This is a genomic window from Cytobacillus firmus NBRC 15306 (genome assembly GCF_001591465.1).
Taxonomy (GTDB): domain Bacteria; phylum Bacillota; class Bacilli; order Bacillales; family Cytobacillaceae; genus Cytobacillus; species Cytobacillus firmus.
In genome coordinates, this window is sequence record NZ_BCUY01000038.1 from 13,264 (window position 1) to 37,197 (window position 23,934).

The following is a 23,934-nucleotide window of genomic DNA, read 5'->3' on the forward strand; positions in this document are numbered from 1 at the left end:
GCATGTAAATGAAAGGCTTTAATCAAGATACTTTGATGATAGAAGAAACAAAAGCAGTCACCCTTTTTATCTGGCTGTTTTATATTATTTTAACACTTTATGATTTATTTTATTATTTTCTGCTTCCCCTCAACACAGGCGGCACTGCCGGGCTGCCACATGGCGGGCTTGGATGGGGGTATTATCTGGCTATTATCGGACTCCTGCCCTTAGCGCTGTATTTAATCAGGACAAAACGCCCTTTTCAGGTAAAATACTTATTTTTTGCAGGTTTTTTTCTGATAGATTTTAGTAACAGCATGCTGATCTATTTTGGTGAGTCGAAGGAATTTCAGAGTGGAAGCGCAGTAGAACTTTTGTTTATTATTTTTGCGCCGATTTTTGTGAATAAGCGCTATTTCTGGATAGTAACCAGCGGAATGATAGCAAAGTATTTTCTGGCTGGTTTACTGTTGAGCAGCCAAAAGACAATGGTGCCAATCGTGCTAATGGTCATTTTTTCAAGTGTTTCATATGTTCTGCTGAACCGCTTCTATTCATATATTCACTCACTGACAGGTATTTTCCAGGAACTTCGCCAGACGGAAAAGCTGGCTGCTGTCGGACAGATGGCTTCGGCAGTGGGCCACGAAGTGAGAAATCCTTTAGCAGCATTAAGAGGGTTTACTCAGCTGCAGATGGAAAAGCATCCTGAAGATAGGGATCGATATAAAATTATGATTGAGGAAATCGACCGCATTAATCTGATTGCCGATGACCTTATGATCCTCAGCAAACCAAGGCTGCCAATGTTTAAAAGGGTTGAACTGAATGCAGTGATTCAATACGTCCTCTCGATTATTAAAGAACAGGCAGCCAATCAGAATATCCGTTTTGAAACAGAAAATCTGGAAGCTGTTCCTAAAGTTCAGTGCGACGAAAATATGCTGAAGCAGGCTTTTATTAATTTGGTCAAGAATGCGATGGAATCTATGACAGAAGGCGGCACAATTGTGATTTCGGCCAAAGTGGTGGAGGGTGACCAGGTCTTGATCCGCATTAAAGATGAAGGCTGCGGGATCGATGCAGAAAATATGGAACGGGTTGTGGATCCATTTTATACAACTAAGCCGGATGGAACCGGTTTAGGGCTGATGGTTACCAAGCAAATTGTGGATGAACACAGGGCGGGAATCACGTTTGAAAGTGAAAAGGGGATAGGGACAATTGTGACTCTTACTATTCCTATAGAGCAGCCAACCCAATAAAAGAATTCAGGGTGATGTCATTTAATATACAGGGCAGACCTGGAAATTAGTAACTGACATTATAATAATACTATTCGAAATCGTACAGCACCCTATGAGGGTGCTGTATTTTATTAGGCAAATAGGCTTCTTTTTACAAAAATTTAATAATTTTCCTATGTTAATTCCGACTAATTGCTCATTCTCAAATAAGTCTAAAAATAGATAGAATTATGAATGTTATCATCCTAATCTACTAAAATCGAGGAGATGTATTCATTTGAAAAATCCTGCGCGCAAATTAGGTAAAACAATTCTTGCTGCAACGATGTCCCTATCTGTCTTAGCAGCACCTGTTTCATATGATTCTGTCATGGCGGCAAAACCTGATCATGCGAGTAAACCGGAACACAAATTCAGCCATGAAGTAAGCCTGCGGATACTGGGAACAACAGATATACATACACACCTTTATAACTATGATTATTATAAAGATGCAGAAACCATTGAATTTGGACTGGCTAAAACAGCTACCTTAATCAAACAGGCAAGAAAAGAAGCAAAGAATACATTATTATTTGACAACGGCGACCTCATTCAGGGAAATCCGCTTGGCGATTATAAAGCAAAAGTAGATCAGCTTGAGGATGGGGAAATGCATCCTGTATTCAAGGCTATGGAACTATTAGATTATGATGCCGCTACGGTAGGAAACCATGAATTCAACTATGGCCTCGATTATTTGGATGAAGTCCTGGATGATTCGCCATTTCCTTATGTAAATGCCAATGTCTATAAAGAGGACCACGATCAAAATCCGAAAAACGATAAAAATTACTTTAAACCATATAAAATCATCAAGAAAAAAGTGGTTGACGAAAAAGGCCGAAAACAGGTCATTAAGGTTGGGGTTATCGGTGCTGTGACTCCGCAGATTACCCAATGGGACAAAGCCAATCTTGATGGGAAAATCATCACGAAAGACATTGTAAAATCAGTAGAAGCCAATATTCCTAAAATGAAAGAAGAAGGTGCGGACATTATCATTGCACTTGCGCACTCCGGCATGGGGGACGCGGCATATGCTGAGATGGAAGAAAATGCAGCCTACGACTTAACTAAAGTGGAAGGCATTGATGCGGTCATTTCCGGACACAACCATAAGAATTTTCCGGGAGATTTCACCGATCTTCCTGGAGTGGATACAGAAAAGGGAACGGTCAACGGAGTGCCGTTCATCATGCCGGGCAGCTGGGGCAACCAGCTTGGTGTGATGGACCTGACCATTGCCAAGGTAAAGGGCAAGTGGCAGGTTAAGGATTCCCAGTCATCTTTAAGGTCTATTTTTAGAAGCTATAAAAATGAATCCGGCGCGACCGTCAAGGAAAGCCTTGCAGATGCAGATCCTGCTATTTTGAAGGCTGTGAAGGAAGAGCATGAAGGCACCGTGAATTATGTCCGCCAGCCTGTAGGGGAAACGACAGCTGATATTCACAGTTATTTTGCCCTTGTAAAAGATGATCCTTCCATTCAAATTGTAACGAATGCACAGAAGTGGTATATCGAGAAGCAATTAAAAGGAACACCGGATGAAGATACACCAGTGCTTTCTGCCGGAGCTCCTTTTAAAGCAGGCGGACGCAACGGGGCGAGCTATTACACTTTTATCCCTGAGGGCACAATCGCCATTAAAAATGTAGCCGATTTATACCTGTATCCGAATACAGTCGCAACGGTAAAAATCAAAGGAGCAGATGTGAAAGAATGGCTTGAAATGTCTGCAGGCCAGTTCAATCAGATCAAACAAAATGAAGCGGGAGAACAGTCATTGATTAATAATGATTTCCCAACCTATAACTATGATGTAATCGATGGTGTGACATATGAGGTCGATGTCACAGAACCTGCTAAGTATGATAAAGATGGCAAATTAGTTAATGCAGAAGCCAACAGAATTAAAAATCTTCAGTATAACGGGGCGCCTATTGATTTAGATCAGGAATTCATTGTAGTAACAAATAACTATCGTGCCAGCGGCAATTTCCCTGGAGTAAGAAACAATACGGCAGCAGAGCTGTATCCCGACGAAAATCGCCAGGCGATTATTGATTACATCCGTGAAGAACAAACCATCGATCCTTCTGCCGATGCCAACTGGTCTTTTGCGCCGGTTGCCGGTGATGTAAACGTAACATTCGAATCTTCACCGGATGCAAAGGATGCGATTGCTGAAGGCAGCGGAATCGGCTATGCGGGGGAAGCAGCCAATGGCTTTGCGAAATATTCGCTTCAATTCCCGGAGCCAAAGCCATTTGAAGTCCAACTTTTGGGCATCAATGATTTCCATGGTCAGCTTGATACATTTAATTCCGGTTTGAATGCGGGTGGAATCGAGTATTTAGCTGCACACTTAAAACAGCGTGAAGCAGAGAATCCCAATACAATTATGCTGCATGCAGGTGATGCAGTAGGGGCGAGCTCCCCTGTTTCGGCCCTTCTTCAGGACGAGCCAACAATTAAAATGCTTAATGAGATCGGCTTTGATATAGGTACAGTCGGCAACCATGAATTCGATGAAGGGGTAGACGAAATGCGACGCCTTATCAATGGCGGGGCCCATCCAAAAACTGTGGAGAAGTATGGCGAGTTTGAAGGAGCAAACTTCCCGTATGTTGCAGCTAATGTAGTGGATGAAACAACAAAGGAGCCAATCCTTGATCCCTATGTAATTAAAGAAGTAAATGGAGTGCCAGTCGGCTTTATTGGCATTGCCTATTCCGATACTCCTGGAATTGTTACGCCAAGCGGAACGGCAGGTGTAGAATTCACGGACGAAGCGGAAGCAATCAACAAGTACACGGCAGAGCTGAAGGAGCAGGGCGTTAAATCGATTGTGGTCATTACTCACAATCCTGCAGTGTCTGATTTGGATGGGGCTAATCCTCAGGAAGAACTCGCAGAAATTGCAAATGCGGTTGATGATGAAGTGGATGTGATGTTCGGCGGGCACAATCATAAGTACACAAACACTGTAGTAAACGGAAAATTGCTTGTTCAATCCTATTCATATGGTACAGCTTTCTCTGATGTTGATTTAACAATTGATCCGGTTTCCGGAGATATTGTTGCTAAAAAAGCTGAAATCGTAAACGCTGCACGTGATATTGAACCAGATGCTGTAATCAAGGAAATGCTGGATGCTTATGTTGCTGATGCAGCTCCAATTTTAAATGAGGTTATCGGCCATACTTCAACTGGTATTTCGAGGGATGTAAATGCTGACGGAGAGTCTCCGATGGGGAACCTGATTGCAGACTCCATGATTGCACAGACCAATACTGACTTTGCCTTCATGAACTCAGGCGGCGTCCGTGCAGGCATTGATGCTGGAGATATTACGTGGAAAGAAGCTTTTACGGTACAGCCTTTCGGAAATGACCTTGTGACATTGACATTGACCGGTGCCCAGATAAAAGAACTTTTTGAACAGCAATGGGGTTCAAAAGAGAGAATCATGCATGTTTCCGGCTTAAAGGTGACGTATGATTCTTCGAGAGCTGCTGGAGATCGCATCGTTTCTTTAGTAAAGACCGATGGAACGCCAATCACTGCAGAACAAGAATATTCTGTGACAGTAAACAATTATATGGCTGATGGGGGAGACGGTTACAGCGCCTTGTTAAACGGCAAGAACCGCACTGTGGATATCGTCGACCTTGATGCTTTACTCAACTACATCAAAGAACAGAAAGAAGTAAATCCAGTGGTTGAAGGAAGAATTACCAAATTGAATAAATAAAAGTATGGGGCATCAGAGCATTCTGATGCTCTCTTTTTTATACCCCTGAATAAGCATTAATACCCAGTTATTTTTTTGCGCTGAAAAAAATGAACACAATTACCTACTAAAATGTTATCAAAATATTAAAATAACAGTATTGTTAGACTATTAAAAACTATATGTTAGTTTGATAGAATTAATCTCGCACTTCGAAAATTCAGAAAAAACTAAATAGGAGGCTATAAGATGAGTAATAAGAATAAACCTTTTAAGGTTGTATCTTCCATTACAGCCAGCACGATGATGGCAGCTGCACTATTTGCGGGATCTTTTGCCGGGACAACAGCAGCTCCTTCAAAAGCTTCAGCAGAAGAACTTTCAGCACCGATTGATTTGAACATTGTGAATGAAGACCGCCTGGGGAAGGCTTTAAAAGAAAGGGGATTGGTTAAAAAGGATGCTTCCTCAAAAGAAATAGAAAAGGCAGTAAAGGATTACATAAATGAAAAACAAGGTGAAAAGCAGCCTGGAAGTACAAAAAATAGCCATGACCATAAGGATGAGTTTGACAAAAAAACAAAAGATTTTTTAACCAAACAAAAAGACAAGCTGTCAAAGCAGCTGAATAAAGGCCATAAAAACTATAAAAAGGGCAAACCGGACGGCTATGTAAAAGTAGATCCGGCCAAAGAAGCAAACTACAATGGCGGTGTCAGAACAGACAAAGTGCTTGTGCTATTAACTGAATTTGAAGATTTCAAGCATAACAATGTAATACAGGAAGAGGGCTATATGTATGCTGATGATTTCAGCAAAGAGCACTATGAAAAACTAATGTTTGGCGATACTGAATTTGAATTATTTAATGGAGATAAAGTAAAAACATTTAAGCAGTTCTATGAAGAACAGTCCGGAGGCAGCTATACGGTTGACGGCACTGTTTCTGAATGGCTGACGATCCCTGGAAATGCGAGTGATTATGGTGATGATAACCCTAACGGAGGCCATGACAATTTATCTCCTCTAGGACCTCGCGACTTAGTAAAAGAGGCATTAAAAGCAGCTGTAGACGCTGGGATGGATCTTTCAGAATACGATGAATTTGATCTATATGATTTAGATGGAGATGGAAACCTTAACGAGCCTGATGGATTGGTTGACCATCTAATGATTATCCACGCCGGTACAGGACAGGAAGCTGGCGGAGGTGCGCTCGGTGATGATGCCATCTGGTCTCACCGCTGGACGCTTGGCGGAGTATTTGCAGTTCCGAATACAACTGCCAAGGTAGATTATTGGGGTGGAAAGATGGGCGCATTTGATTACACGATCCAGCCTGAAGACGGAGCTGTCGGGGTGTTTGCCCATGAGTTCGGACATGATTTAGGGTTGCCGGATGAGTATGATACGCAATACACCGGTCAAGGTGAGCCGGTTGCTTCCTGGTCCATCATGAGCGGCGGCAGCTGGAACGGCAAAATAGCTGGTACAGAGCCAACCAGCTTCTCACCGCAAAACAAAGAATTTTTCCAAAAAGGAATGGGCGGAAACTGGGCCAATATTATGGAAGTAAATTATGAAGATATTGATAAAAAAGGTTTGGCAACAGTTATTGACCAAAGTGTAACCAAATCTAAAAACCCGGGAATTGTAAAAGTAAATCTTCCTGAAAAAGAAGTGAAGGGAATTGCACCTGCGTTTGGAGAGAAATATTACTACAGCACGAAAGGTGATGACCTTCATACCACTTTGACGACGCCAGAATTTGACTTACCAACTGAGGCAGCAGCAGCCTTCAGTGCGAAAGTTTATTATGATATTGAGTTTGATTATGACTATCTGACTGTTACTGCAAAAGCATCCGATGGCACAGAAAAAGTAATTGATAAAATTGGCGATGAAGATACAGACGGAGATGCCCGTGCTGAATCTTCAAAAGGACAATGGGTGGATAAGAAGTATGACTTAAGCGGATTTGCCGGTAAAAAAGTTAGCCTGACATTCGAATATGTAACAGATGGCGGCTTAGCATTGGACGGATTTGCGATGGATGAAATCACTGTAACAGCTAATGGAAATGTGATTTTCTCAGACGATGCTGAAGGCAGCTCTCAGATGGCACTTGACGGATTCATTGTTTCCAACGGAATCAGCTTTGCGAAGAACCATTATTACCTTGAGTGGAGAAATTACGCAGGCTCCGATACGGCTCTTGCCCATTCAAGAGGGGTAAAATATAACACTGGTTTAGTTGTTTGGTATGCGGATGACAGCCACACAGACAACTGGGTTGGCGTTCATCCTGGGGAAGGTTTCCTTGGAGTGGTGGATTCACATCCGGAAGCCATTACCGGTCTGAAAGATGGCGTAGAAACAGTATCTCAAAGCACAAGATATCAAATTGCGGATGCCGCGTTCTCCTTGGACAAAACACCAGCATGGGAAGTAAGCTCGCCAACCCGCGGTGATTATGACTACCCTGGCCTTAAAGGAATTTCAGTGTTTGATGATTCTAACAAATACATCAACAGTCTGATTCCTGATGCAGGAAGAATTGTTCCTGAACATGGCCTGAAATTCCAAGTGATCGGTGAAGCCAAGGACAACTCTGCCGGAGCTGTATGGATTCATAAGTAAGTATTAAGGCACGGATGCCAGAAATGGCTTCGTGCCTTTTCCTGTTAAGGGTGGACAACTTCCTGCCTATAAGCTAGTATCATTACCGATACTAGTTTTTTCCGATTTTCGGCTATACTAAAAATAATGAACTGATTACACGCGATAAAGTTAAAAGGAGTAACATATGACACAATCTTTTATTGAAAATATGAAGCCATTTATCCAGGAGGCATGGAAAAAGTCTGCATTTGCACAGCCGACGACCATTCAGGCAGAGGCAGTTCCTCCTGCTTTGGAAGGAAGAGATATTATTGCCGAGTCTCCGACCGGAACAGGCAAGACACTTGCTTACCTGCTGCCTGTCCTGGAAAAAATTGATCCGGATAAACAGGCGGTCCAAGCCGTCATTTTGGCCTCATCACAGGAGCTTGTGATGCAGATATTAAGCGAAATCCAAAAATGGGCTGAAGGCAGCGGGATTAAAGCCGCTTCTTTTATCGGCGGTGCCAATGTGAAAAGGCAGCTTGAAAAATTGAAGAAGCATCCGCATATTGCTTTAGGAACGCCGGGACGGGTGCTGGAGCTGATTAAACAGAAAAAGCTGAAGATGCATGAAGTCAAAACCGTTGTCCTTGATGAAGGCGATCAGCTTCTTGTTAAGGAACACACTCAGACGGTTCAAAACATTGTTAAATCTACACTTAAAGAACGGCAGGTCCTGCTGTTTTCTGCGACACTGCCGCCGGTTGTTGAGCAGCTTGCGAAAGAACTGACAGCTGATGCTGAAGTCATTCGTGTCGAGAAAGATGAAACCATTCAGGCTGCAGGTGTGGACCATATTTATTTTGTGGCAGAAGCGCGGGATAAAATCAAAATGCTCGAAAAGATCTCAAGGCTTGAAGACATAAAGGCACTGGTATTTGTCAAGGATATCGGCAACCTAACCGTTATGGCAGAAAAGCTTGATTTTAAAAATATCTCTTCAAGCACTCTCCACAGCGACCTGAGCAAATTTGACAGGCAGAAAGCCATCAAGAACTTCCGCACGGGCAAAACGAATATGCTGATTGCCACAGATGTTGCGGCAAGAGGGCTGGACATCAAGGGAGTCACCCATGTCGTACATTTTGACTTCCCGAAGGATATGAATCAATATGTCCACCGCTCGGGAAGAACAGGAAGATTCGGCGCAGGCGGAACCGTTATTTCTCTCGTCACTGAAAGAGAAGAGCGCGAACTTAAAAAAATGGCGAAAGAACTGGGCCTCACTGCCGAAAAGAAAGTCATGCACGGCGGCCAAATCGTTTAAAAATCAAGTGCCGGGCACCTATATCAATTGGTGCCTGGCATTTTTTATAAAGGAATTTCTCCTTGTCTAAGCGAATTAGTATGTGGAACTTTATTTTACTAAAGAATAAGGGGAAATCAATGATGGAGAATCCAAGGCTAAAGAATTTTCATGATGATTATTTGCTTGAAGCCACAATAGAAGAACTGCAGGAAAAAATGCAGAATGGGGAAATTACCTCCAAAGAACTTGTATTAATGTATATGAACCGGATTGGTCAGCTGGATCAAAACATTCATTCTGTTTTGGAACTCAATCCGGATGCGCTGCATATTGCAGCTGCTCTTGATGCGGAAAGAGAAAAGAAGGGGCCGCGCAGCCCTCTTCATGGAATACCCATATTGTTAAAGGATAATATCGATACAGGAGACAAGATGCAGACAACTGCCGGGTCACTTGCTTTGAAGGGTCACTATGCACAAAGTGATTCATTTGTGGCTTTTCAATTAAGAAATGCCGGAGCCGTCATTATCGGAAAAACGAATATGACGGAATGGGCCAATTTTATGACAGAAGGGATGCCGAGCGGATACAGCTCACGGGGCGGACAGACCTTAAATCCTTATGGCCCTGGGAAATTTGATGTAGGAGGTTCGAGCGCAGGATCCGGAGCCGCTATTGCCGCTAATTTTGCAGCTGCAGCCATTGGAACAGAGACATCAGGCTCCATACTAAGTCCTGCCAGCCAGAATTCTCTCGTTGGAATAAAGCCCACAGTGGGACTTATCAGCCGAACCGGAATTATTCCAATTGCCCATAGCCAGGACACTGCCGGGCCTATGGCAAGAACGGTAAAGGATGCAGCAATATTATTGAACGTGCTGGCAGTTTCTGATGAAAATGATCCGGTTACCCTGACAAATCGGGATCTGCAGGGGAAGGATTTTACCGCTTTCCTTGATGGTAATGGACTCCATGGAGCACGAATCGGCATTGCCAGAGAGACCTATTTTGACTACTTAAGTTCTGAGAAGCTCGCCGTTATGAATCAAGCTGTAGCCCGGTTAAATGAACTGGGGGCAGAGGTGGTCGACGAAATGGTGATTCCTTCCACAAAAACTGAGTGGAGCTATGACGTCCTGACGTATGAATTTAAAGCGGATGTGAATGCCTATCTGCGGACTGTCGCCCCGCACCTTCATATTCGCACCCTGTCCGATGTCATTAAATTTAATGAAAAAAACAGTGAAAAGTGCTTGAAATACGGTCAATCCATTCTGATTGAAGCGGAGGAAACAAGCGGAGATTTAACGGAAATGGCCTATATATCAGCACTTGAGAAGGATATCTATTTTTCAGGGGAGCAGGGCATTGACTATGTAATGCAGGAGCATAATCTGGATGCCATCGTGTTCCCGAATAATTATGGAGCAGGCATCCCTGCAAAAGCGGGATATCCATCCATCACCGTACCGGCCGGGTATACCCCGGAAGGAGAGCCGGTGGGCATCACATTTACAGGACTTGCCTACAGTGAGCCGCTCCTGATCAAACTTGCTTATGCCTTTGAACAGGCTACCAGGCATAGAAAAGCACCTGAACTTGGAGTCTTGGCATCAGAATAACTGCTCCATAATTGACTCATACTACTCCTGAAAAAACAAAAAAGGAGCAGATGAGAATATGGGCAGAACCAAACTTGGTAACGGCAATGCACAGCGCAATAACAATAAACACAGACCGCAGCGCACAAGCGAAGAGCTTGTTGAATTCACAACCGGAAGCAAAGAAAAGAAAGAAAACAACGTGCAGGACTGATTGGGCTAAATCCTCCTTTTTAAAGGGGGATTTTTTTGCTTCCGCCTTCTATTCGAAGATAAAAATGAACTATACGGTAGTAAAACAGTTTATCCGAAAATAAAAATGAGCTATCTGCAAGTAATATCCAGTTATCAGAAAGTAAGAGCGGGCTCCAGCAGTTCAACATCTATATGGCAGCCATGTTTACAGCCCAAATGTCTAACCGTACATAAAAATGGGCTATCCGCACAGAAAAAACCTTATATGCACATAAAATTCAGCTATCCGCACAGAAAATAGGTGGATGGGAATCCGATCAATTACCGCATATTCCACAAAAAAGACAGTTTCCCATGGGAGACTGTCCAAAAAATATTATTATTCTTCCACTTTCTTCAGCGGTTTGGCCGCCGGACCTTCCACAACGGTTCCATCATAGGAAAAGCGGGAGCCGTGGCATGGGCAGTCCCATGTGCGGTCACCATGGTTCCATTCGCATTCACATCCCATGTGGGTGCAGGTTGTATCCACAAGGTGAAGGCTGCCTTCAGGATCTCTGTATGCCCCTGTCCGTTTGCCTTTGATCATCACGACGCCGCCCTCATCTTTTGACAGATCTCCTGTTTCTTTTGGCACGAATTCTAGCTTGCCTTTGATCAGCTGTCCGGCAACATCTGTATTGGCTGCTATAAATTTTTTGATGCTTGGGTCAGCCTGGAATCTGGATGGCGTAAACAGTTCGGCATAAGGGTTGTCTCTTTCCATAATCTGATCCTTTATCAGCATGGCAGCTGCTGTCCCGTTTGTCATACCCCATTTCCGGTAGCCTGTTGCGACAAAGATATTCTTCTGTTTGGACGTGATCGGGCCGATATAAGGGACCTTATCAAGTGTGTATAAATCCTGGGCAGACCATCGATAAGGATAATCGGTAATACCAAGCACCTCTTCCGCAAAGACTTCCAGGGCTTCGTAGTGCTTCATTGTATCCGGCCCATGGCCTGTTTTGTGGCTGTCGCCGCTCACTAAAATGAGCTTGTCTCCATTATAGGGTGTGTACCTCAGAGAGCGGGTCGGTGAATCGGCACTGTAATACATGCCTCCAGGGAAATCCTCTTTGATTTTTACGCCAAGTACATAAGATCTTTCCGGAGATAATCTGGAAAAATAAAACCCTTTCATATCCGCAAAAGGAAAGTGGGAAGCCGCAATGACATATTTGCATTTCAGGCGATGGCCATCTCTGGTTACAACATCAGGAAGACTGCCTTCTTCAATATCTGCTGCTGTTGTATTTTCATACACAATTCCTCCCGAATCCACAAAGTCTTTAAGCAGCTTTTTCAAGTATTTAACCGGATGGAACTGGGACTGGTCAAACATAGAAAGCACGGCTGTAGTATTGATGTTAAACGGAATGCTCTCCTTCATCCCGTGTGGGATTCCGAGTTTTTCATAGGCTTGCCGCTCTTTATCGACTTTTTGTGCATACTCTTCCGATACAGCGTAGATGATTGCTTCTTCATTACTGAAGTCACATTCAATTTGTTTTTCAGTTACTGTGTTCCGGACGAAATTCAGTGCATCAGCCGAAGCCTGATAATAGAGCTTGGCTTTTTCCACGCCAAAGTGGCTGATCAATTCATCATATATTAAGCCATGCTGTGCCGTCACTTTGGCTGTTGTATGGCCAGTGGTGCCGTTCAGAATATTGCCTGCTTCAAGAATCGCCACTTTAAAGCCTTCCTTGGCAAGAAGGTACCCTGCAGTAATCCCGGTAATGCCTCCGCCGACAATCGCAATGTCCGTATGAGCATCTTCTCTGAGCTTGTCAAAGGCAGGAAGTTCCTCTTCCCTCCAATATGGCTCAGGATATTGGGGTGTGTTGTGGTTGGATGTCGTCATATTTGTCCTCCTACGTTATATTCGTACATAATTTTTCCTGCAAACCCTATTTCTATAAAATTTCTCCTTCTCTAACCATACCCATTAAATTGTTAATTAATCAGGGAAATGAGAAATCCGGTTCTCTGCTGTTTTTTCCATCATTTTTGGATAAAATGTGCAGGCTGAGAAAGGATATACAGTATTGAATGATAATGGGGTACAGTCATGATTACATTTAGCTATCTGAGCATTTTTCTGTTATTGACTATATTAGCTGCATTTTTTGATATGAAAATATTTGATTATACGATCTGGGAAGCTTTGAGGAATTTACTGTTTACGGAGATTGCCACTGGAAGAATGATCATTATTGTTTCTGTACTTATTGGAATGCTTTCAAGTGCAGTCATTGATTTTCGTCTTTTTAAAGCAAAGAAAAAATCAGGGTCATCCCGGTGATATGTTGGCGGAGAAAGCTTGGACATGCTTAAAAGAACATACATTTTAAAAGGGATTGGTGATGGAATGTTAAAAGAGAATATCTCTCTCAGCCAGCTGCTGACATTGTTGATCAATTTCCTTTTAGGAAGCGCCATTGTTGTCGGAGTAGGCGGGGATGCCAAAAAAGATGCCTGGATTGCAATCGCAGCCGCCATACTGATTGGATTTGGTATCATGCTTTTCTATTATTTCTTAATAAGCCGGGTGCCTGGAAATAATTTTTTCGAGCTGATGGAGTTTGGCTTTAAAAGGCCGCTTGCAATCATTTTTTCTATTACTTACGTGGTTTATTTCCTATACCTTGCCTGCAGGGTGGTCCGTGATTTTGGGGAATTGATTGCTTCGGCCATTCTGCCGTCGACACCAATAGAAATTATCTCGCTGACCATCTGTCTGCTGATGGCCTATATTTTATATCTCGGTCTTGAAGTCCTTGGCAGAACCTCGGAAATTTTTACTCCTTATTTATTCGGCTTTTTGTTTCTTCTAACCATCCTATTATTTGCAAGCGGGAATGCCAATTTAAATGAAATAAAGCCCGTGCTCGGAGATGGGGTTAAGCCAGTTTTGAAGGCGCTTTTTCCAACTTTGATCGTGTTTCCTTTTGGCGAGCTTATTGCATTTACACTCATCCTTCCGGTAGTAACCAATTTTAAATATTGCCTGCGTGTGTCATTGCTGGGAGTGGCAATTGCGGGTGCGCTATTATTATTTGCGATGTTTTTGATGATTGTGACACTTGGAGCTGATGCTTTGCTGCGTTCCAATTTTCCCATGCTTAGTTCAGCCCGCGAGGTCTCCATCGGCAATTTCATCGAAAGAATTGATGCGCTCGTTGTTTTTATCATGATGCTGGGGATTTTGGTCAAGGGGTCGGTGTTTATGTTCGCAGGATTGAAGGGCCTGGAATACACCTTCAGACTTCCGTACCGTTATTTTTCCCTGCCGGTTGCCATGATTGTTTCAGCTTATTCTGTATTGATATCAGTAAATTTCGGTGACCATTGGCAGGAGGGACTTGAGATGGTCCCATACTGCCTGCATTTGCCGATGCAGTTCGGGCTGCCTTCGCTTCTTTTAATCGCAGTTTTATGGAAGAGGCGAAAGAAAAAGGCTAAACCCGGCACGAAGGGGATGAAGTTTTGAGTATTCTTAAATCACTCTTAAAAATGCGCAAAAAAAAGGAATACCCTGTTTATATTGAGGAAACGGCAGACCCAGGCCCGAATCTTAAAAACATGAATCTGAACCAGCTGAAAGAAAAAATAAATGCAGAATTCGGAAGTACGATTGATTTAAGCATGGATGAGCTGAAAACAGAAGGCTAAGATGCGATGCTTATCTATCTTACAACCATGATTGATACTAAATTGCTAAAGGAAACGATCCTGCAATCCATCAGCGGGAAAGAGGATGGTTTTAACTTAACAACAGAGGATGATTTAAAGTCATTATGCAAGGAGAAATTCGGAGGAGCAGGATATCAGCTGGTTGGGTCATTCGATGAGATTATCACCTCTCTGCTTTATGGAAACATCATTATTTTATTTAAAGATATGGAAAAGGCGCTTTCCCTTTCCATGGCTATCGGCGAAGACCGGTCCATAACAGAGCCGAGCACTCAGACGGTCATCCGGGGTCCCAAGGATGGGTTTGTGGAGTCGATAACAACAAATGTAAGCCTGCTGAGAAGAAGAATAAAAAACAGGAACCTCCGTTTTGAAAAATTCATCATTGGTTCTGAGACTAACACTTCTGTATACATCGGGTATATGGAAGGAACGGCAAATGAAAAGATCGTTGGAGAGGTACGCAAAAGACTTGGCCAGATAAAGGTGAACGCCATCTTTGAATCCGGAAATATTGAAGAGCTGATTGCAGATAAATCTGCGACACCTTTTCCGCTGGCGCTGAATAGTGAGAGGCCTGATGCGGTGGCATCCAATTTGCTTGAAGGAAAAATTGCCATCCTTGTTGATGGCACACCTTTTGTACTGGTGGTTCCGGCTGTACTGGTCGATTTCTTTTCCATCGCAGAAGATTATTATCAAAACTTCATGATGGGAAGCTTCTTAAGAATAATCCGATATTTATCCTTTATGATTGCCTTGATTACGCCCTCCTTATATGTCGGGATTTTAACCTTTCATCATGAGCTTCTGCCCACGCCCCTCCTTCTCGGGATTATTGCCCAGCGGGAAGGAGTGCCGTTTCCGGCAGTCATTGAAGTCATATTGATGGAAGTAACCTTTGAGATCCTGAGGGAAGCCGGTGTTCGGATGCCAAGGGCTGTCGGGCAGACAGTTTCAATCGTAGGGGCTCTCGTGATCGGACAGGCTGCAGCAGAGGCAGGTATTATATCGAATATTATGGTCATCATTGTCGCTATTACAGCCATCGCCAATTTTGTATCGCCCACTTATAGTTTTGGTGCAGCAGCAAGACTGTTAAGGTTTCTCCTGATTATTGTGTCGGCCATATTGGGTTTGTATGGTGTCCTGATTGTACTAGTTTTTATTGTGGCCCATTTGAGCTCTCTCAGATCTTTTGGCATTCCATATCTTTCGCCGGTGGCGCCGTTTATTATCGAGCAGCAGAAGGATGTATTTTTCCGATTCCCGATCTGGAGCATGAGGAAGAGGCCAGCTTATTTAAAAACGCAGAATCCTGAAAAATTTCCAAAGACAGGGTCGCCTTCTCCTCCTCCAATGAAAGGAGAGCAGTCCAATTGAAAAAATGTGGTGTGATGTCCGTCATTTTTTTAGCGGCAATACTGCTGGCCGGATGCTGGGATCAGAGAGAACTGGGTGAAATAACCGTTGTCACAGGAATGGCTGTGGATAAGGGAGAAAACGATAAGTATATTCTGACTGTAGAAGGCATTAATGCAACTGAATTGAATAACCGCACCGCCAGCGGCTTTGCTCCATCAATTGTTTACTCTGCGGAGGGAAATTCTCTGGCAGAGCTGACCTATAGAGTGAATGAAGGGATGTCCAGGCACCTGATCTATTCTCACATGCGCACACTGATTATTGGTGAGGAGCTTGCGAAAGAGGGGATTATTGACTTTATTGATTTCCTGGAAAGAAACCGGGAAATCCGTGATGATTTTAATATTTTGATTGCAAGAGGGGCCAAGGGCTCTGATGTTCTAAAAGTGACGTATCAATTCCAGAAATCAACTTCTTTAAAATTGCACACGCAGCTGGACACCATGATGAAGGATTGGGGTGGAGACCCAGGAGTGAGGATGAATGATGTTATTACAGCCTGGACCGCCCCGGGACGCCAGCCTGTAATGGCCGCTGTCAGGATTAAGGGTGACCCGGAAGCTGGCGCCAGTGCGGAAAATATGATGAAGGTCACCCCGGATGCGCTTGTCGTCCTGGACTCACTGGCTATATTCAAAGGTGATAAGCTGGAAGGGTTTCTGACATTGGAGGATTCAAGAAATTACTTATGGATTCAGAATAAAATTAATAAAACATCCATTACGGTTAAGTGCAATGAAAGCCAGTATATGGGGCTTAGAGTATATGATACAAGGACAAAGGTTAAAGGGAAACTCGAAAATGGAAAAGCAAAGATAGATATAAAAATCAGAGCAGAGGCGTATATTGATGGGACTCATTGCAACGATCAGTTTGATAAGGCAAAGACATATGAAGAAAATGGAGAAATTGCCCAAAAGCAGATTAATGATATGGTTGGAAAAACGATTGAGAAGGTTCAGCAGGAATATGGCACCGATATTTTTGGTTTTGGCGAAGTTGTGCTGAGACAGGATTATCAGAACTTCAAAAAAGTCCAGAATAACTGGGACGAAAAATTTGCTGATGCGGATATACAAGTAGACACAGCATTAATCATTCGGCGAACGGGCATCAGGACTAAAAGCTTTCTGAAGGAAGTAAAGTAGTGATCCTTTCATTCATTGACGCATAAAAGCTGTATTGATATAATTTTTTATAAATTCAGCTAATTATTATTAAAAGGTCTGGGCACTTCTCCAGACTTATTTCTTTTAAAGGGGAAAGGCCAAATGAATTTCGAAACTTCTGTTCTGCATAGAAAAAATAACAGCAATCGCAAAATTAAAAGTAAAGTCACACCCATCTATCAAACCTCCGCTTTTGCTTTCAGCGATCTTGATGAGCTGGAGGGATTTTATCAGGGGAACGGCAACTATCTTTATTCCCGGGTGGGAAATCCGAATACAGATGAGCTTGGTGAATTAATTGCCGGCCTTGAAGGAGCGCCAGCCGGGACAGCTGCCTCCTCCGGTTTATCTGCCATCCTCTCGGGAGTGCTTGCTGTGGTCAAAAGCGACGACCATATTGTGGCTGCCGATGACCTGTACGGAGGCAGCTTCCATTTAATTAAGGAAGAGCTGACACAGCTCGGTATTGAAGTTACCTTTGTGCCATTTTCTGATGCTCATCAGGTGGAGGGGGCCATTAAGGAAAATACAAAACTTCTATACTCAGAAAGCATCACAAATCCTTTATTGCGAGTGGAAGACCTTGAAGAAGTCGTCCGTCTGGCGAAGAAGCATCATCTCGTTACCCTGATTGATAATACATTTGCCACTCCTTATCATTGCAAGCCCTATTTGAAAGGCATTGATCTAGTTGTCCACAGTGCAACCAAATACATAGGCGGGCACAGTGATATCACTGCAGGTGTCCTCGTGGGAGATGAAGAGCTGGTTGGAAAAGCGCGCGGCAAAATTGTAAACCTCGGGGCAAATCTAAGTCCGTTTGAAGCCTGGCTGACCTGCAGGGGAGTGAAAACGCTGGCTCTCAGAATGAAGCAGCAGTCTGCCAATGCCAGAAAAGTGGCAAGGGCATTAGAGCAAAACCAGGAAGTAAACAAAGTCTATTATCCTTTTCACCACGGCGAAGAAGGGTTCGGTGCCATCGTCACGATTGAATTGTCTGACACTGCTGATGTGAATAAGTTTTTTAAAGAACTTGAATGGATTAAAATTGTGCCGACACTTGCGGGTGTTGAAACGTCCGTATCACATCCCCTGACAACATCCCACCGGGCACTGCCTCCTGAAGTATGCAAAGAACTCGGCATTACCAAGCAGGTGGTAAGGATATCCATTGGCATTGAACATCCCGATGATATTATTGCACAGCTGAATGAGGCTGTTAATCGGAGTCTGTGAGGATCTTAGATGGTCTCGAGCTGGTCAAACAGCCAAAACTTCAATAAAACCAAAAAAATAACAGTTAAGATGAAGTTTTTTAGACTGAATGTCAACTTGCCATTCTTGGGCAAAACAATGCCCATTGAAACCAGGTACCAGAACCACGTCTTATTGGTCAATCTATTTGGATTGGAGAAATGCCCCTGCTGTTTCTTTTTATTTTCATGCCGGGCCCAGAGAAGTACAACGATGATATCAAGACATGAGCCGATGGAAATGGCTGTGATCACAAAAGTATTGGATGGCTGCCATTTTCCTTCGTTCTCAGCTGCTTTCTTTTCCTGATTGTGCTTTTGAATCTGGAGTTCTTTGGAGAATGGATTGTGCAGTTTTCAGGAATGAAGTGAATCCTTCCATTAAATACTAAGCTAATAACAGTATTTTAGGAAGGAGCTGACACACCATGCCTGAGCTTCCGGAAATGGAAACCTGCAGAAGGCTGTTAACGGAGAAGCTGGTCCGTAAAGTCATTACTGATGTAGAGGTGAACCGTGAAAAATCAATCAATGCGCAGCCTGCCCAATTCAAAAGTCAGCTGATTAATGTGCAAATAACCGAAATCCAAAGAAGGGCCAAGCACCTTATTTTCAAGCTGAACTCCGGTAAAAATCTGCTGCTGCACCTCATGCTCGGGGGCTGGATGTATATCGGCAGCGAAGCAGACAATCCTGACCGCACCAAACAAGTTATTATTTCATTTGGGGATATTAAACTATATTTTATTGGACTTAGACTTGGCTATCTGCACTTGCTGACAGACGCAGAGGCGGAAGAGGCGCTTTCCGGTCTGGGACCGGAGCCCCTGGATCACACGCTGGGATTTCCGGCCTTTCATGAACTGATCGGAAGCAGGAGAGGTATGCTGAAAACGACATTGGTCAATCAGCAGTTTCTCTCGGGAATCGGCAACTGCTACAGCGATGAAATCTGTTTTGAGGCCGGACTGCTGCCTATGAAAAAAGCGGATGAATTGGATGAGGATGAAAGAAAAATCCTGTATCAGTCCATGAAGGGCGTATTAACCCGTGCCATTCAGTTTGGAGGCTATATGGAAGAGCCTTTATTTAAGGGAGATGCCAAAACGGGGGGGTATAATGAGCAGTGCAGGGTATATGACAGAGAAGGAGAACCATGCCTCCGCTGCGGCAGCCCAATAGTGAAAGAAGAAATATCTTCACGAAAAACGTTCTATTGTGGAAATTGCCAACGCTAGTAAAAGAGGCTGCCTAAACGGGCAGCCTCTTTTCACTACTCTTCCGAATTACTCTGTATTCTGTCAACTGCCGTGGAATCACGGGAATCCATTGCACCCTTTAGAAAATGGACCAGCATAAACCCGACAAGTCCCAATGAAAAAATAAAACCGATTGTAATTGCCCACATTAAAGCCATCCTTTAACCTCCCTATTTCGATTAGCGAGATCGTCCTTACTAAAAGGTATATGCCTGAAATCCGCAATCTTTCCCTTTCGATTATAAAAAAAGGAAGGGAACAGGCTGCTGCATATCGAAGTATTGAAAGATGGCATAAAGTGGTTTACGCCAAAAGCGCTAAAGGGGGAGATCTCTTTTGGATTTCAAGACCGCAGATTTATGTGATGATCACAGCCAGAAGCTGCGTATTTGCCAGCAGGAGTTTAAATCCTATGGAAAAAAAAGCAAGTTTTCCGGTCCAGTTTCTACAGTTAGAGTGTTTGAAGACAACGTGCTGGTCAAAGAGGCATTGGAGTCGATTCCGGAGGGAAGTGTACTGGTGGTGGATGGCGGCGGTTCAAAAAGGTGCGCACTAATGGGTGACCGGCTTGGTGAGATTGCTCAATCAAGAAAGCTTGCCGGTGTGATTATTTATGGATGCGTTCGGGATACAGTGGAGCTTGGAAGTCTCGATACAGGCATCCTGGCACTTGGCAGCAACCCTTTAAAAAGCAGAAAGGAAGGAAAAGGGGACCGCAGCATTCCTGTTACATTTGGCGGGATTGACTGGAAGCCGGGTGAATATGTATATGCAGATGAAGATGGAGTGATTGTCTCTTCTGTACCGCTTATTTAAAGATGAACACCCGCCTATGAGCGGGTGTTTTCTATCTTTGGCACTTTCCTGCTTAACACAGAATACCGTATCTAAAGGGGGTGCATAACATGATTATAATCTTTTTGCTTTTATGGGCAGCCGGCATTTATCTTTTGTTCCGCAGCAGGAAAGAGGAAGAAGAACACTTGGTGCTGAAGCTGATTGGCTATTATCTATTAGGGACATTTACTTTTAGCTTTAATGGCATTGTTCTGCCGGTTGGTTTTGTGATCAGTTTATTACTGAAGCCCCAGCAGAACAGAAGCGTGAAGCGGGTCTCTGCGATTTTTGGGCTGGTAATAATGCTCCTTGGTCTTTTTTTATAGACTTTCATCATTTCGAATGAAATGATGGCATTCAATCCTCTTTAACCGCTTCCTTTTCAATGCTGATTTCTTCCGGCAGCATTGTAGAAGCCTTCGGTACCTGGCGGGGCTCAAAATCTATTTCATCAGATGAGTATGCTCTGATCACCATCTGGCCGTGCAGGGCTTTTGCCCGTATAAGCAGTGGTGGGCTGTAACGGTTCTTAAAGGTGAAATCAGGGCCATACCAGCTTACCGTTGCATCCCGTCCGGGCGGTACATATGGAACCTTCTTGCTGTGGGAATAACGCTCGAGCACCTTCACTCCTGCCCGGTCAACTGCATTGAACAGTGTGGAGGATACCTGGCAGATCCCGCCGCCGATATCTTCTGACAACTCCCCTCTAACGATCACTGGAGCGCGCATATAGCCTTTCCCTGCCGTTCTTTTGCCGACAGCACGATTAAAAGAAAATACTTCATTCGGAAAAACAACTGTATTATCAAGGGCTTCGGCTGCAAGCTGAATATTATGAGAGCGTGAGGTGTTATTTGGATTAAAATATGTAACATACTGGCCGATCATTTTAACCCGGATATGGGAAAGAAGGTCCCGATCGACTCGTGGATAAACGGGGAGCATCGGAATCTCAATTCTTGCCGGCCCTTTATGATAAAAATAGGAATAAAAAATATCTGTGAATGCTTTACGATGCAGTACTCTCCCGGGTTTCTCAGCAACGATCCGCCCGCTATCGCCTATATAAGCGTTCATAGGCGGAATACACGTCTGACGATCCAGTTTTTCCAGAAGCTGAATGAACCGTTCACTGTCGACCAGCGGAAGGCCGGGAAACGGAATTTGATAGTCTATTCTGCTGACATTTGAAATGGATTTGCCGCTATTTTCAATGGATAAATCTTCTGGAAGTCCGGCAGTCTGTGTTTGTGCTATTAACATAATCCCTAATATCCATGAGAAATACATATCACACGTTTCACCTCCGCCATTAGTATTGAGGAAAGAATTCTTTCATGTGCTGAAAGAACTGTTTGATCAGATAGTTTCAATCAGCATTGGCTTCTGACGGCAATAAGCCATTACAAAAAGGAATTTATATAAAAAAGAAGCTCCCGGTGATCGGAGCTTCCTTTTGAATGCACACTATTTTTTCTCTTCAACCAGCTGGCAGTCAGCTGAGGAATCATCTTCATTTTTATTAAACCAGAGCTTGTACATGGCCTTCCCGTCACTAAGCGTGCCATCTGCCATGTCCATTGGCAGCAGGGCGAAAAAGACGTAATAAAAGGAAAAATAGACGAATTGATACCACAGCATATTTGCATCCAGAATGCCGATGCGGATCAAGTGATTCACTAGAAAAATACTGGCAATGTTTAAAATGGACCCTCCTAAAAAGATAAGAGATTTGGTCAGTTTATTGCTGTATGTTAAAGAAGTATACTCACACCCTCCATACCAGAAATAAAATCGTCTAACCTCTATAAATCTCCATGAAAATAGTACTTTACCTGTGCCAATGATAACCCGGATCCCTTTCCCGCCAAAAATGGCTGCAAAGAATATATGACCCAATAAATGAATGAGTGTCACTATTGGAAATACCACAAAAAAAGCTTGCATAAACTTCAAAAAATCATCATACCCAAACATGGAAATACCTCCACTTCACTAGATGTATAAAAATCTGCGCGGTGCAGACATCGTTATTTGTTTGCATACCCCATGTGTACCCCCCAATCTGCTGTACTAACATACATTCTTTTTCCAGATTTCCCAGCTTAATTGAAAGAGGCCGACCAGCTGCTACGTCTCAGGTCTTATTTGAAAATAAAGCTGAGGCTCGTTATAGCATTTGCGTATTACAGGTAAGATGAAATCAAGAAAGGAGGAAATGAAAAATGAAAAAACTTGGATTATTGATTGCAGGTGGAATTGCGGCGATGGTGCTGATTTCAAACCTTGGCCCGATCGTGGGTCTGGCAGTAAGCGCAGCAATTCTATACTTTGTGTTTAAACAATTTTTAAAAGCAGAAAGCACGATGGCGAAGATCGGCTATGGAATCATCGGGTTCATTGCTTTGATGGCTACCGCTTCCAACTTCCCGGCCATCTTAGGGCTTGCAGCAGCATACGTTTTATATCTGGTCTATAAAAAGTGGAACAATTCAGACTCAAGTGTAATGGAAGAAGACAATGACCCTTTTGCCAGCTTTGAAAAGCAGTGGGCAGAATTAAACAGAAACTAAAAGAGGAGAGATCGATATGGCAAACCTATTAACAAGAATCAAAGATACAGTAATGGCAGACCTCCATGAAGCATTGGATAAAAAGGAGAAAAAGAATCCAATTGCCCTTTTGAACCAATACCTTCGTGATTGTGAGCGGGAAACTGAGAAGGTCCGCAAGCTGTTGGAACGTCAATATACATTAAAGGATGAATTCACCCGGGAATACGAGCAGGCGAAAAACCTTGCAGACAAACGCAAGCGCCAGGCAGAGGTTGCCTCACAGGCCGGCGAAGAGGAACTCTATCAGTTTGCCTCACAGGAGCAAATGCAGTATGAAGAGCGTGCCGGCCGTTTGAAGGATCTATTGAACCAGGCGGCAGATCAAATGGGTGATCTTGAAAGAAAATACGAGGAAATGAAGCATAAGCTTAAGGATATGCATATCCGCCGCATGGAGCTGATGGGCCGCGAAAATATCACACGCGCCAACCACCGAATGGATAAGGTACTCGATCAAAACAATGACAAATCCTTTACAAAATTCCAGGAAATCGAATCTTATCTTGACCGTCTTGAGCATCAGGTGAAAAGCTCCTATCACCGCAGCACAATCGATGCCCGCATCGCGCAGCTGGAAAAAGAGATGGAGAAGAAGCCTGTATTGTAGTGGATTCTCATAAGCAGCAGCCCAAATTAACGAAAGAGTAAAATTAACCCTGTCTGTATGATCTTTTTCCTAAAAAAGATAAAAACTCTTTCTACTTAATGAACAAAAAATGGTATTCTAAGAAGGCGTAGAAATACTGCGCCTTTTAAACTGTCTAGCTCCAGCGCCTACCCCCTCGAGGTCACAAGCTTGTCTTGTTGCGTCTCCTAGGGACTCGGGGTCATAAGCCGTTTCCTTCCAGAAGTAAGAACGCCTTCTACAGGAACCGTCTTATGCCTGTCGTCCCTGGGCAGTCGCCTCCACATTTCGGGCAAT

21 protein-coding genes are annotated in these 23,934 nt (G+C 43.5%); 17 read left to right on the forward strand and 4 right to left on the reverse strand.

The window, feature by feature from the left end; translation table 11 throughout:
* Window positions 1-8 precede the first annotated feature (8 nt).
* From BFI01S_RS12115 to ypzF, 6 genes are all read left to right on the forward strand, one after another.
* Window positions 9-1,247 carry an ATP-binding protein gene (locus BFI01S_RS12115; RefSeq protein WP_061792859.1) on the forward strand — a complete coding sequence of 413 codons (1,239 nt, stop codon included), beginning with the start codon at window positions 9-11 and terminating at the stop codon, window positions 1,245-1,247.
* A gap of 259 nt (window positions 1,248-1,506) precedes the next feature.
* Entirely contained in the window at window positions 1,507-5,025 is a 3,519-nt protein-coding gene (locus tag BFI01S_RS12120) for a bifunctional 2',3'-cyclic-nucleotide 2'-phosphodiesterase/3'-nucleotidase (RefSeq protein WP_061792860.1), read from the forward strand.
* 228 nt (window positions 5,026-5,253) lie between these two features.
* Window positions 5,254-7,644: an immune inhibitor A domain-containing protein gene (locus tag BFI01S_RS12125; protein WP_061792861.1), complete on the forward strand. Its 2,391-nt coding sequence runs from the start codon at window positions 5,254-5,256 to the stop codon at window positions 7,642-7,644.
* 166 nt (window positions 7,645-7,810) lie between these two features.
* A complete protein-coding gene (locus BFI01S_RS12130; protein WP_061792862.1) occupies window positions 7,811-8,935 on the forward strand; it encodes a DEAD/DEAH box helicase in 1,125 nt (374 codons plus the stop codon).
* A 122-nt stretch (window positions 8,936-9,057) separates the two neighbouring features.
* Window positions 9,058-10,539, forward strand: coding sequence for an amidase family protein (locus tag BFI01S_RS12135; RefSeq protein ID WP_061792863.1), 1,482 nt, complete (start codon window positions 9,058-9,060; stop codon window positions 10,537-10,539).
* A gap of 58 nt (window positions 10,540-10,597) precedes the next feature.
* Window positions 10,598-10,732, forward strand: coding sequence for a protein YpzF (ypzF, locus tag BFI01S_RS24360; protein ID WP_258549819.1), 135 nt, complete (start codon window positions 10,598-10,600; stop codon window positions 10,730-10,732).
* 360 nt (window positions 10,733-11,092) lie between these two features.
* Here ypzF and BFI01S_RS12140 read toward each other — a convergent pair whose 3' ends face one another.
* A complete protein-coding gene (locus tag BFI01S_RS12140) occupies window positions 11,093-12,619 on the reverse strand; it encodes an FAD-dependent oxidoreductase (RefSeq protein ID WP_061792864.1) in 1,527 nt (508 codons plus the stop codon).
* A gap of 207 nt (window positions 12,620-12,826) precedes the next feature.
* Between BFI01S_RS12140 and BFI01S_RS12145 the strand changes: the two genes are divergently transcribed.
* From BFI01S_RS12145 to mutM, 7 genes are all read left to right on the forward strand, one after another.
* Window positions 12,827-13,060: a hypothetical protein gene (locus BFI01S_RS12145; RefSeq protein WP_061792865.1), complete on the forward strand. Its 234-nt coding sequence runs from the start codon at window positions 12,827-12,829 to the stop codon at window positions 13,058-13,060.
* 24 nt (window positions 13,061-13,084) lie between these two features.
* Window positions 13,085-14,248, forward strand: coding sequence for a GerAB/ArcD/ProY family transporter (locus BFI01S_RS12150; RefSeq protein WP_235831170.1), 1,164 nt, complete (start codon window positions 13,085-13,087; stop codon window positions 14,246-14,248).
* A complete protein-coding gene (locus tag BFI01S_RS24000) occupies window positions 14,245-14,430 on the forward strand; it encodes a hypothetical protein (RefSeq protein WP_235831171.1) in 186 nt (61 codons plus the stop codon). Before BFI01S_RS12150 ends, BFI01S_RS24000 begins: the two co-directional genes overlap by 4 nt.
* A 6-nt stretch (window positions 14,431-14,436) precedes the next feature.
* Window positions 14,437-15,834 carry a spore germination protein gene (locus BFI01S_RS12155; protein WP_235831172.1) on the forward strand — a complete coding sequence of 466 codons (1,398 nt, stop codon included), beginning with the start codon at window positions 14,437-14,439 and terminating at the stop codon, window positions 15,832-15,834.
* Window positions 15,831-17,024, forward strand: a complete 1,194-nt coding sequence (locus BFI01S_RS12160) for a Ger(x)C family spore germination protein (protein WP_061792866.1) — start codon at window positions 15,831-15,833, stop codon at window positions 17,022-17,024. The genes BFI01S_RS12155 and BFI01S_RS12160 overlap by 4 nt, the downstream gene beginning before the upstream one ends.
* Before the next feature lie 123 nt (window positions 17,025-17,147).
* Entirely contained in the window at window positions 17,148-18,281 is a 1,134-nt protein-coding gene (locus BFI01S_RS12165) for a trans-sulfuration enzyme family protein (protein ID WP_061792867.1), read from the forward strand.
* Between the two features lie 445 nt (window positions 18,282-18,726).
* Window positions 18,727-19,536, forward strand: coding sequence for a bifunctional DNA-formamidopyrimidine glycosylase/DNA-(apurinic or apyrimidinic site) lyase (mutM, locus tag BFI01S_RS12175; RefSeq protein WP_061792868.1), 810 nt, complete (start codon window positions 18,727-18,729; stop codon window positions 19,534-19,536).
* A 35-nt stretch (window positions 19,537-19,571) separates the two neighbouring features.
* On the opposite strand, the gene BFI01S_RS23380 is transcribed toward mutM, so the two are convergent.
* The gene (locus tag BFI01S_RS23380) at window positions 19,572-19,715 is read right to left on the reverse strand and encodes a hypothetical protein (RefSeq protein WP_169799758.1); all 144 of its coding nucleotides are present in this window, start codon (window positions 19,713-19,715) and stop codon (window positions 19,572-19,574) included.
* Between the two features lie 178 nt (window positions 19,716-19,893).
* Here BFI01S_RS23380 and rraA point away from each other — a divergent pair, with 178 nt between their 5' ends.
* Window positions 19,894-20,373, forward strand: coding sequence for a ribonuclease E activity regulator RraA (gene rraA, locus BFI01S_RS12180; RefSeq protein WP_061792869.1), 480 nt, complete (start codon window positions 19,894-19,896; stop codon window positions 20,371-20,373).
* An 89-nt stretch (window positions 20,374-20,462) separates the two neighbouring features.
* Window positions 20,463-20,720 (forward strand): hypothetical protein, encoded by a 258-nt coding sequence (locus BFI01S_RS12185; RefSeq protein ID WP_061792870.1) that lies wholly within the window; start codon window positions 20,463-20,465, stop codon window positions 20,718-20,720.
* A gap of 31 nt (window positions 20,721-20,751) precedes the next feature.
* Here BFI01S_RS12185 and BFI01S_RS12190 read toward each other — a convergent pair whose 3' ends face one another.
* Window positions 20,752-21,687: a VanW family protein gene (locus BFI01S_RS12190; RefSeq protein ID WP_061792871.1), complete on the reverse strand. Its 936-nt coding sequence runs from the start codon at window positions 21,685-21,687 to the stop codon at window positions 20,752-20,754.
* A 177-nt stretch (window positions 21,688-21,864) separates the two neighbouring features.
* A complete protein-coding gene (locus BFI01S_RS12195) occupies window positions 21,865-22,374 on the reverse strand; it encodes a hypothetical protein (RefSeq protein WP_061792872.1) in 510 nt (169 codons plus the stop codon).
* A gap of 248 nt (window positions 22,375-22,622) precedes the next feature.
* Here BFI01S_RS12195 and BFI01S_RS12200 point away from each other — a divergent pair, with 248 nt between their 5' ends.
* Window positions 22,623-22,970, forward strand: coding sequence for a lmo0954 family membrane protein (locus BFI01S_RS12200; protein ID WP_061792873.1), 348 nt, complete (start codon window positions 22,623-22,625; stop codon window positions 22,968-22,970).
* Window positions 22,971-22,986: 16 nt separating this feature from the next.
* Window positions 22,987-23,619: a PspA/IM30 family protein gene (locus BFI01S_RS12205; RefSeq protein WP_061792874.1), complete on the forward strand. Its 633-nt coding sequence runs from the start codon at window positions 22,987-22,989 to the stop codon at window positions 23,617-23,619.
* The last annotated feature ends 315 nt before the right edge of the window (window positions 23,620-23,934 follow it).

Bases quoted from the DNA above. Each gene is read 5' to 3' on its own strand.
- BFI01S_RS12145 (WP_061792865.1), top strand. From the start codon at position 12,827: ATGATTACATTTAGCTATCTGAGCATTTTTCTGTTATTGACTATATTA.
- BFI01S_RS12190 (WP_061792871.1), bottom strand. From the start codon at position 21,687: ATGTATTTCTCATGGATATTAGGGATTATGTTAATAGCACAAACACAG.
- BFI01S_RS12155 (WP_235831172.1), top strand. From the start codon at position 14,437: ATGCTTATCTATCTTACAACCATGATTGATACTAAATTGCTAAAGGAA.
- BFI01S_RS12130 (WP_061792862.1), top strand. From the start codon at position 7,811: ATGACACAATCTTTTATTGAAAATATGAAGCCATTTATCCAGGAGGCA.
- mutM (WP_061792868.1), top strand. From the start codon at position 18,727: ATGCCTGAGCTTCCGGAAATGGAAACCTGCAGAAGGCTGTTAACGGAG.
- BFI01S_RS12185 (WP_061792870.1), top strand. From the start codon at position 20,463: ATGATTATAATCTTTTTGCTTTTATGGGCAGCCGGCATTTATCTTTTG.
- ypzF (WP_258549819.1), top strand. From the start codon at position 10,598: ATGGGCAGAACCAAACTTGGTAACGGCAATGCACAGCGCAATAACAAT.
- BFI01S_RS12150 (WP_235831170.1), top strand. From the start codon at position 13,085: ATGCTTAAAAGAACATACATTTTAAAAGGGATTGGTGATGGAATGTTA.
- BFI01S_RS12135 (WP_061792863.1), top strand. From the start codon at position 9,058: ATGGAGAATCCAAGGCTAAAGAATTTTCATGATGATTATTTGCTTGAA.
- BFI01S_RS12125 (WP_061792861.1), top strand. From the start codon at position 5,254: ATGAGTAATAAGAATAAACCTTTTAAGGTTGTATCTTCCATTACAGCC.
- BFI01S_RS12140 (WP_061792864.1), bottom strand. From the start codon at position 12,619: ATGACGACATCCAACCACAACACACCCCAATATCCTGAGCCATATTGG.
- BFI01S_RS12165 (WP_061792867.1), top strand. From the start codon at position 17,148: ATGAATTTCGAAACTTCTGTTCTGCATAGAAAAAATAACAGCAATCGC.
- BFI01S_RS12205 (WP_061792874.1), top strand. From the start codon at position 22,987: ATGGCAAACCTATTAACAAGAATCAAAGATACAGTAATGGCAGACCTC.
- BFI01S_RS12200 (WP_061792873.1), top strand. From the start codon at position 22,623: ATGAAAAAACTTGGATTATTGATTGCAGGTGGAATTGCGGCGATGGTG.
- BFI01S_RS12115 (WP_061792859.1), top strand. From the start codon at position 9: ATGAAAGGCTTTAATCAAGATACTTTGATGATAGAAGAAACAAAAGCA.
- BFI01S_RS12195 (WP_061792872.1), bottom strand. From the start codon at position 22,374: ATGTTTGGGTATGATGATTTTTTGAAGTTTATGCAAGCTTTTTTTGTG.
- BFI01S_RS23380 (WP_169799758.1), bottom strand. From the start codon at position 19,715: ATGGCTTTAATGTGGGCAATTACAATCGGTTTTATTTTTTCATTGGGA.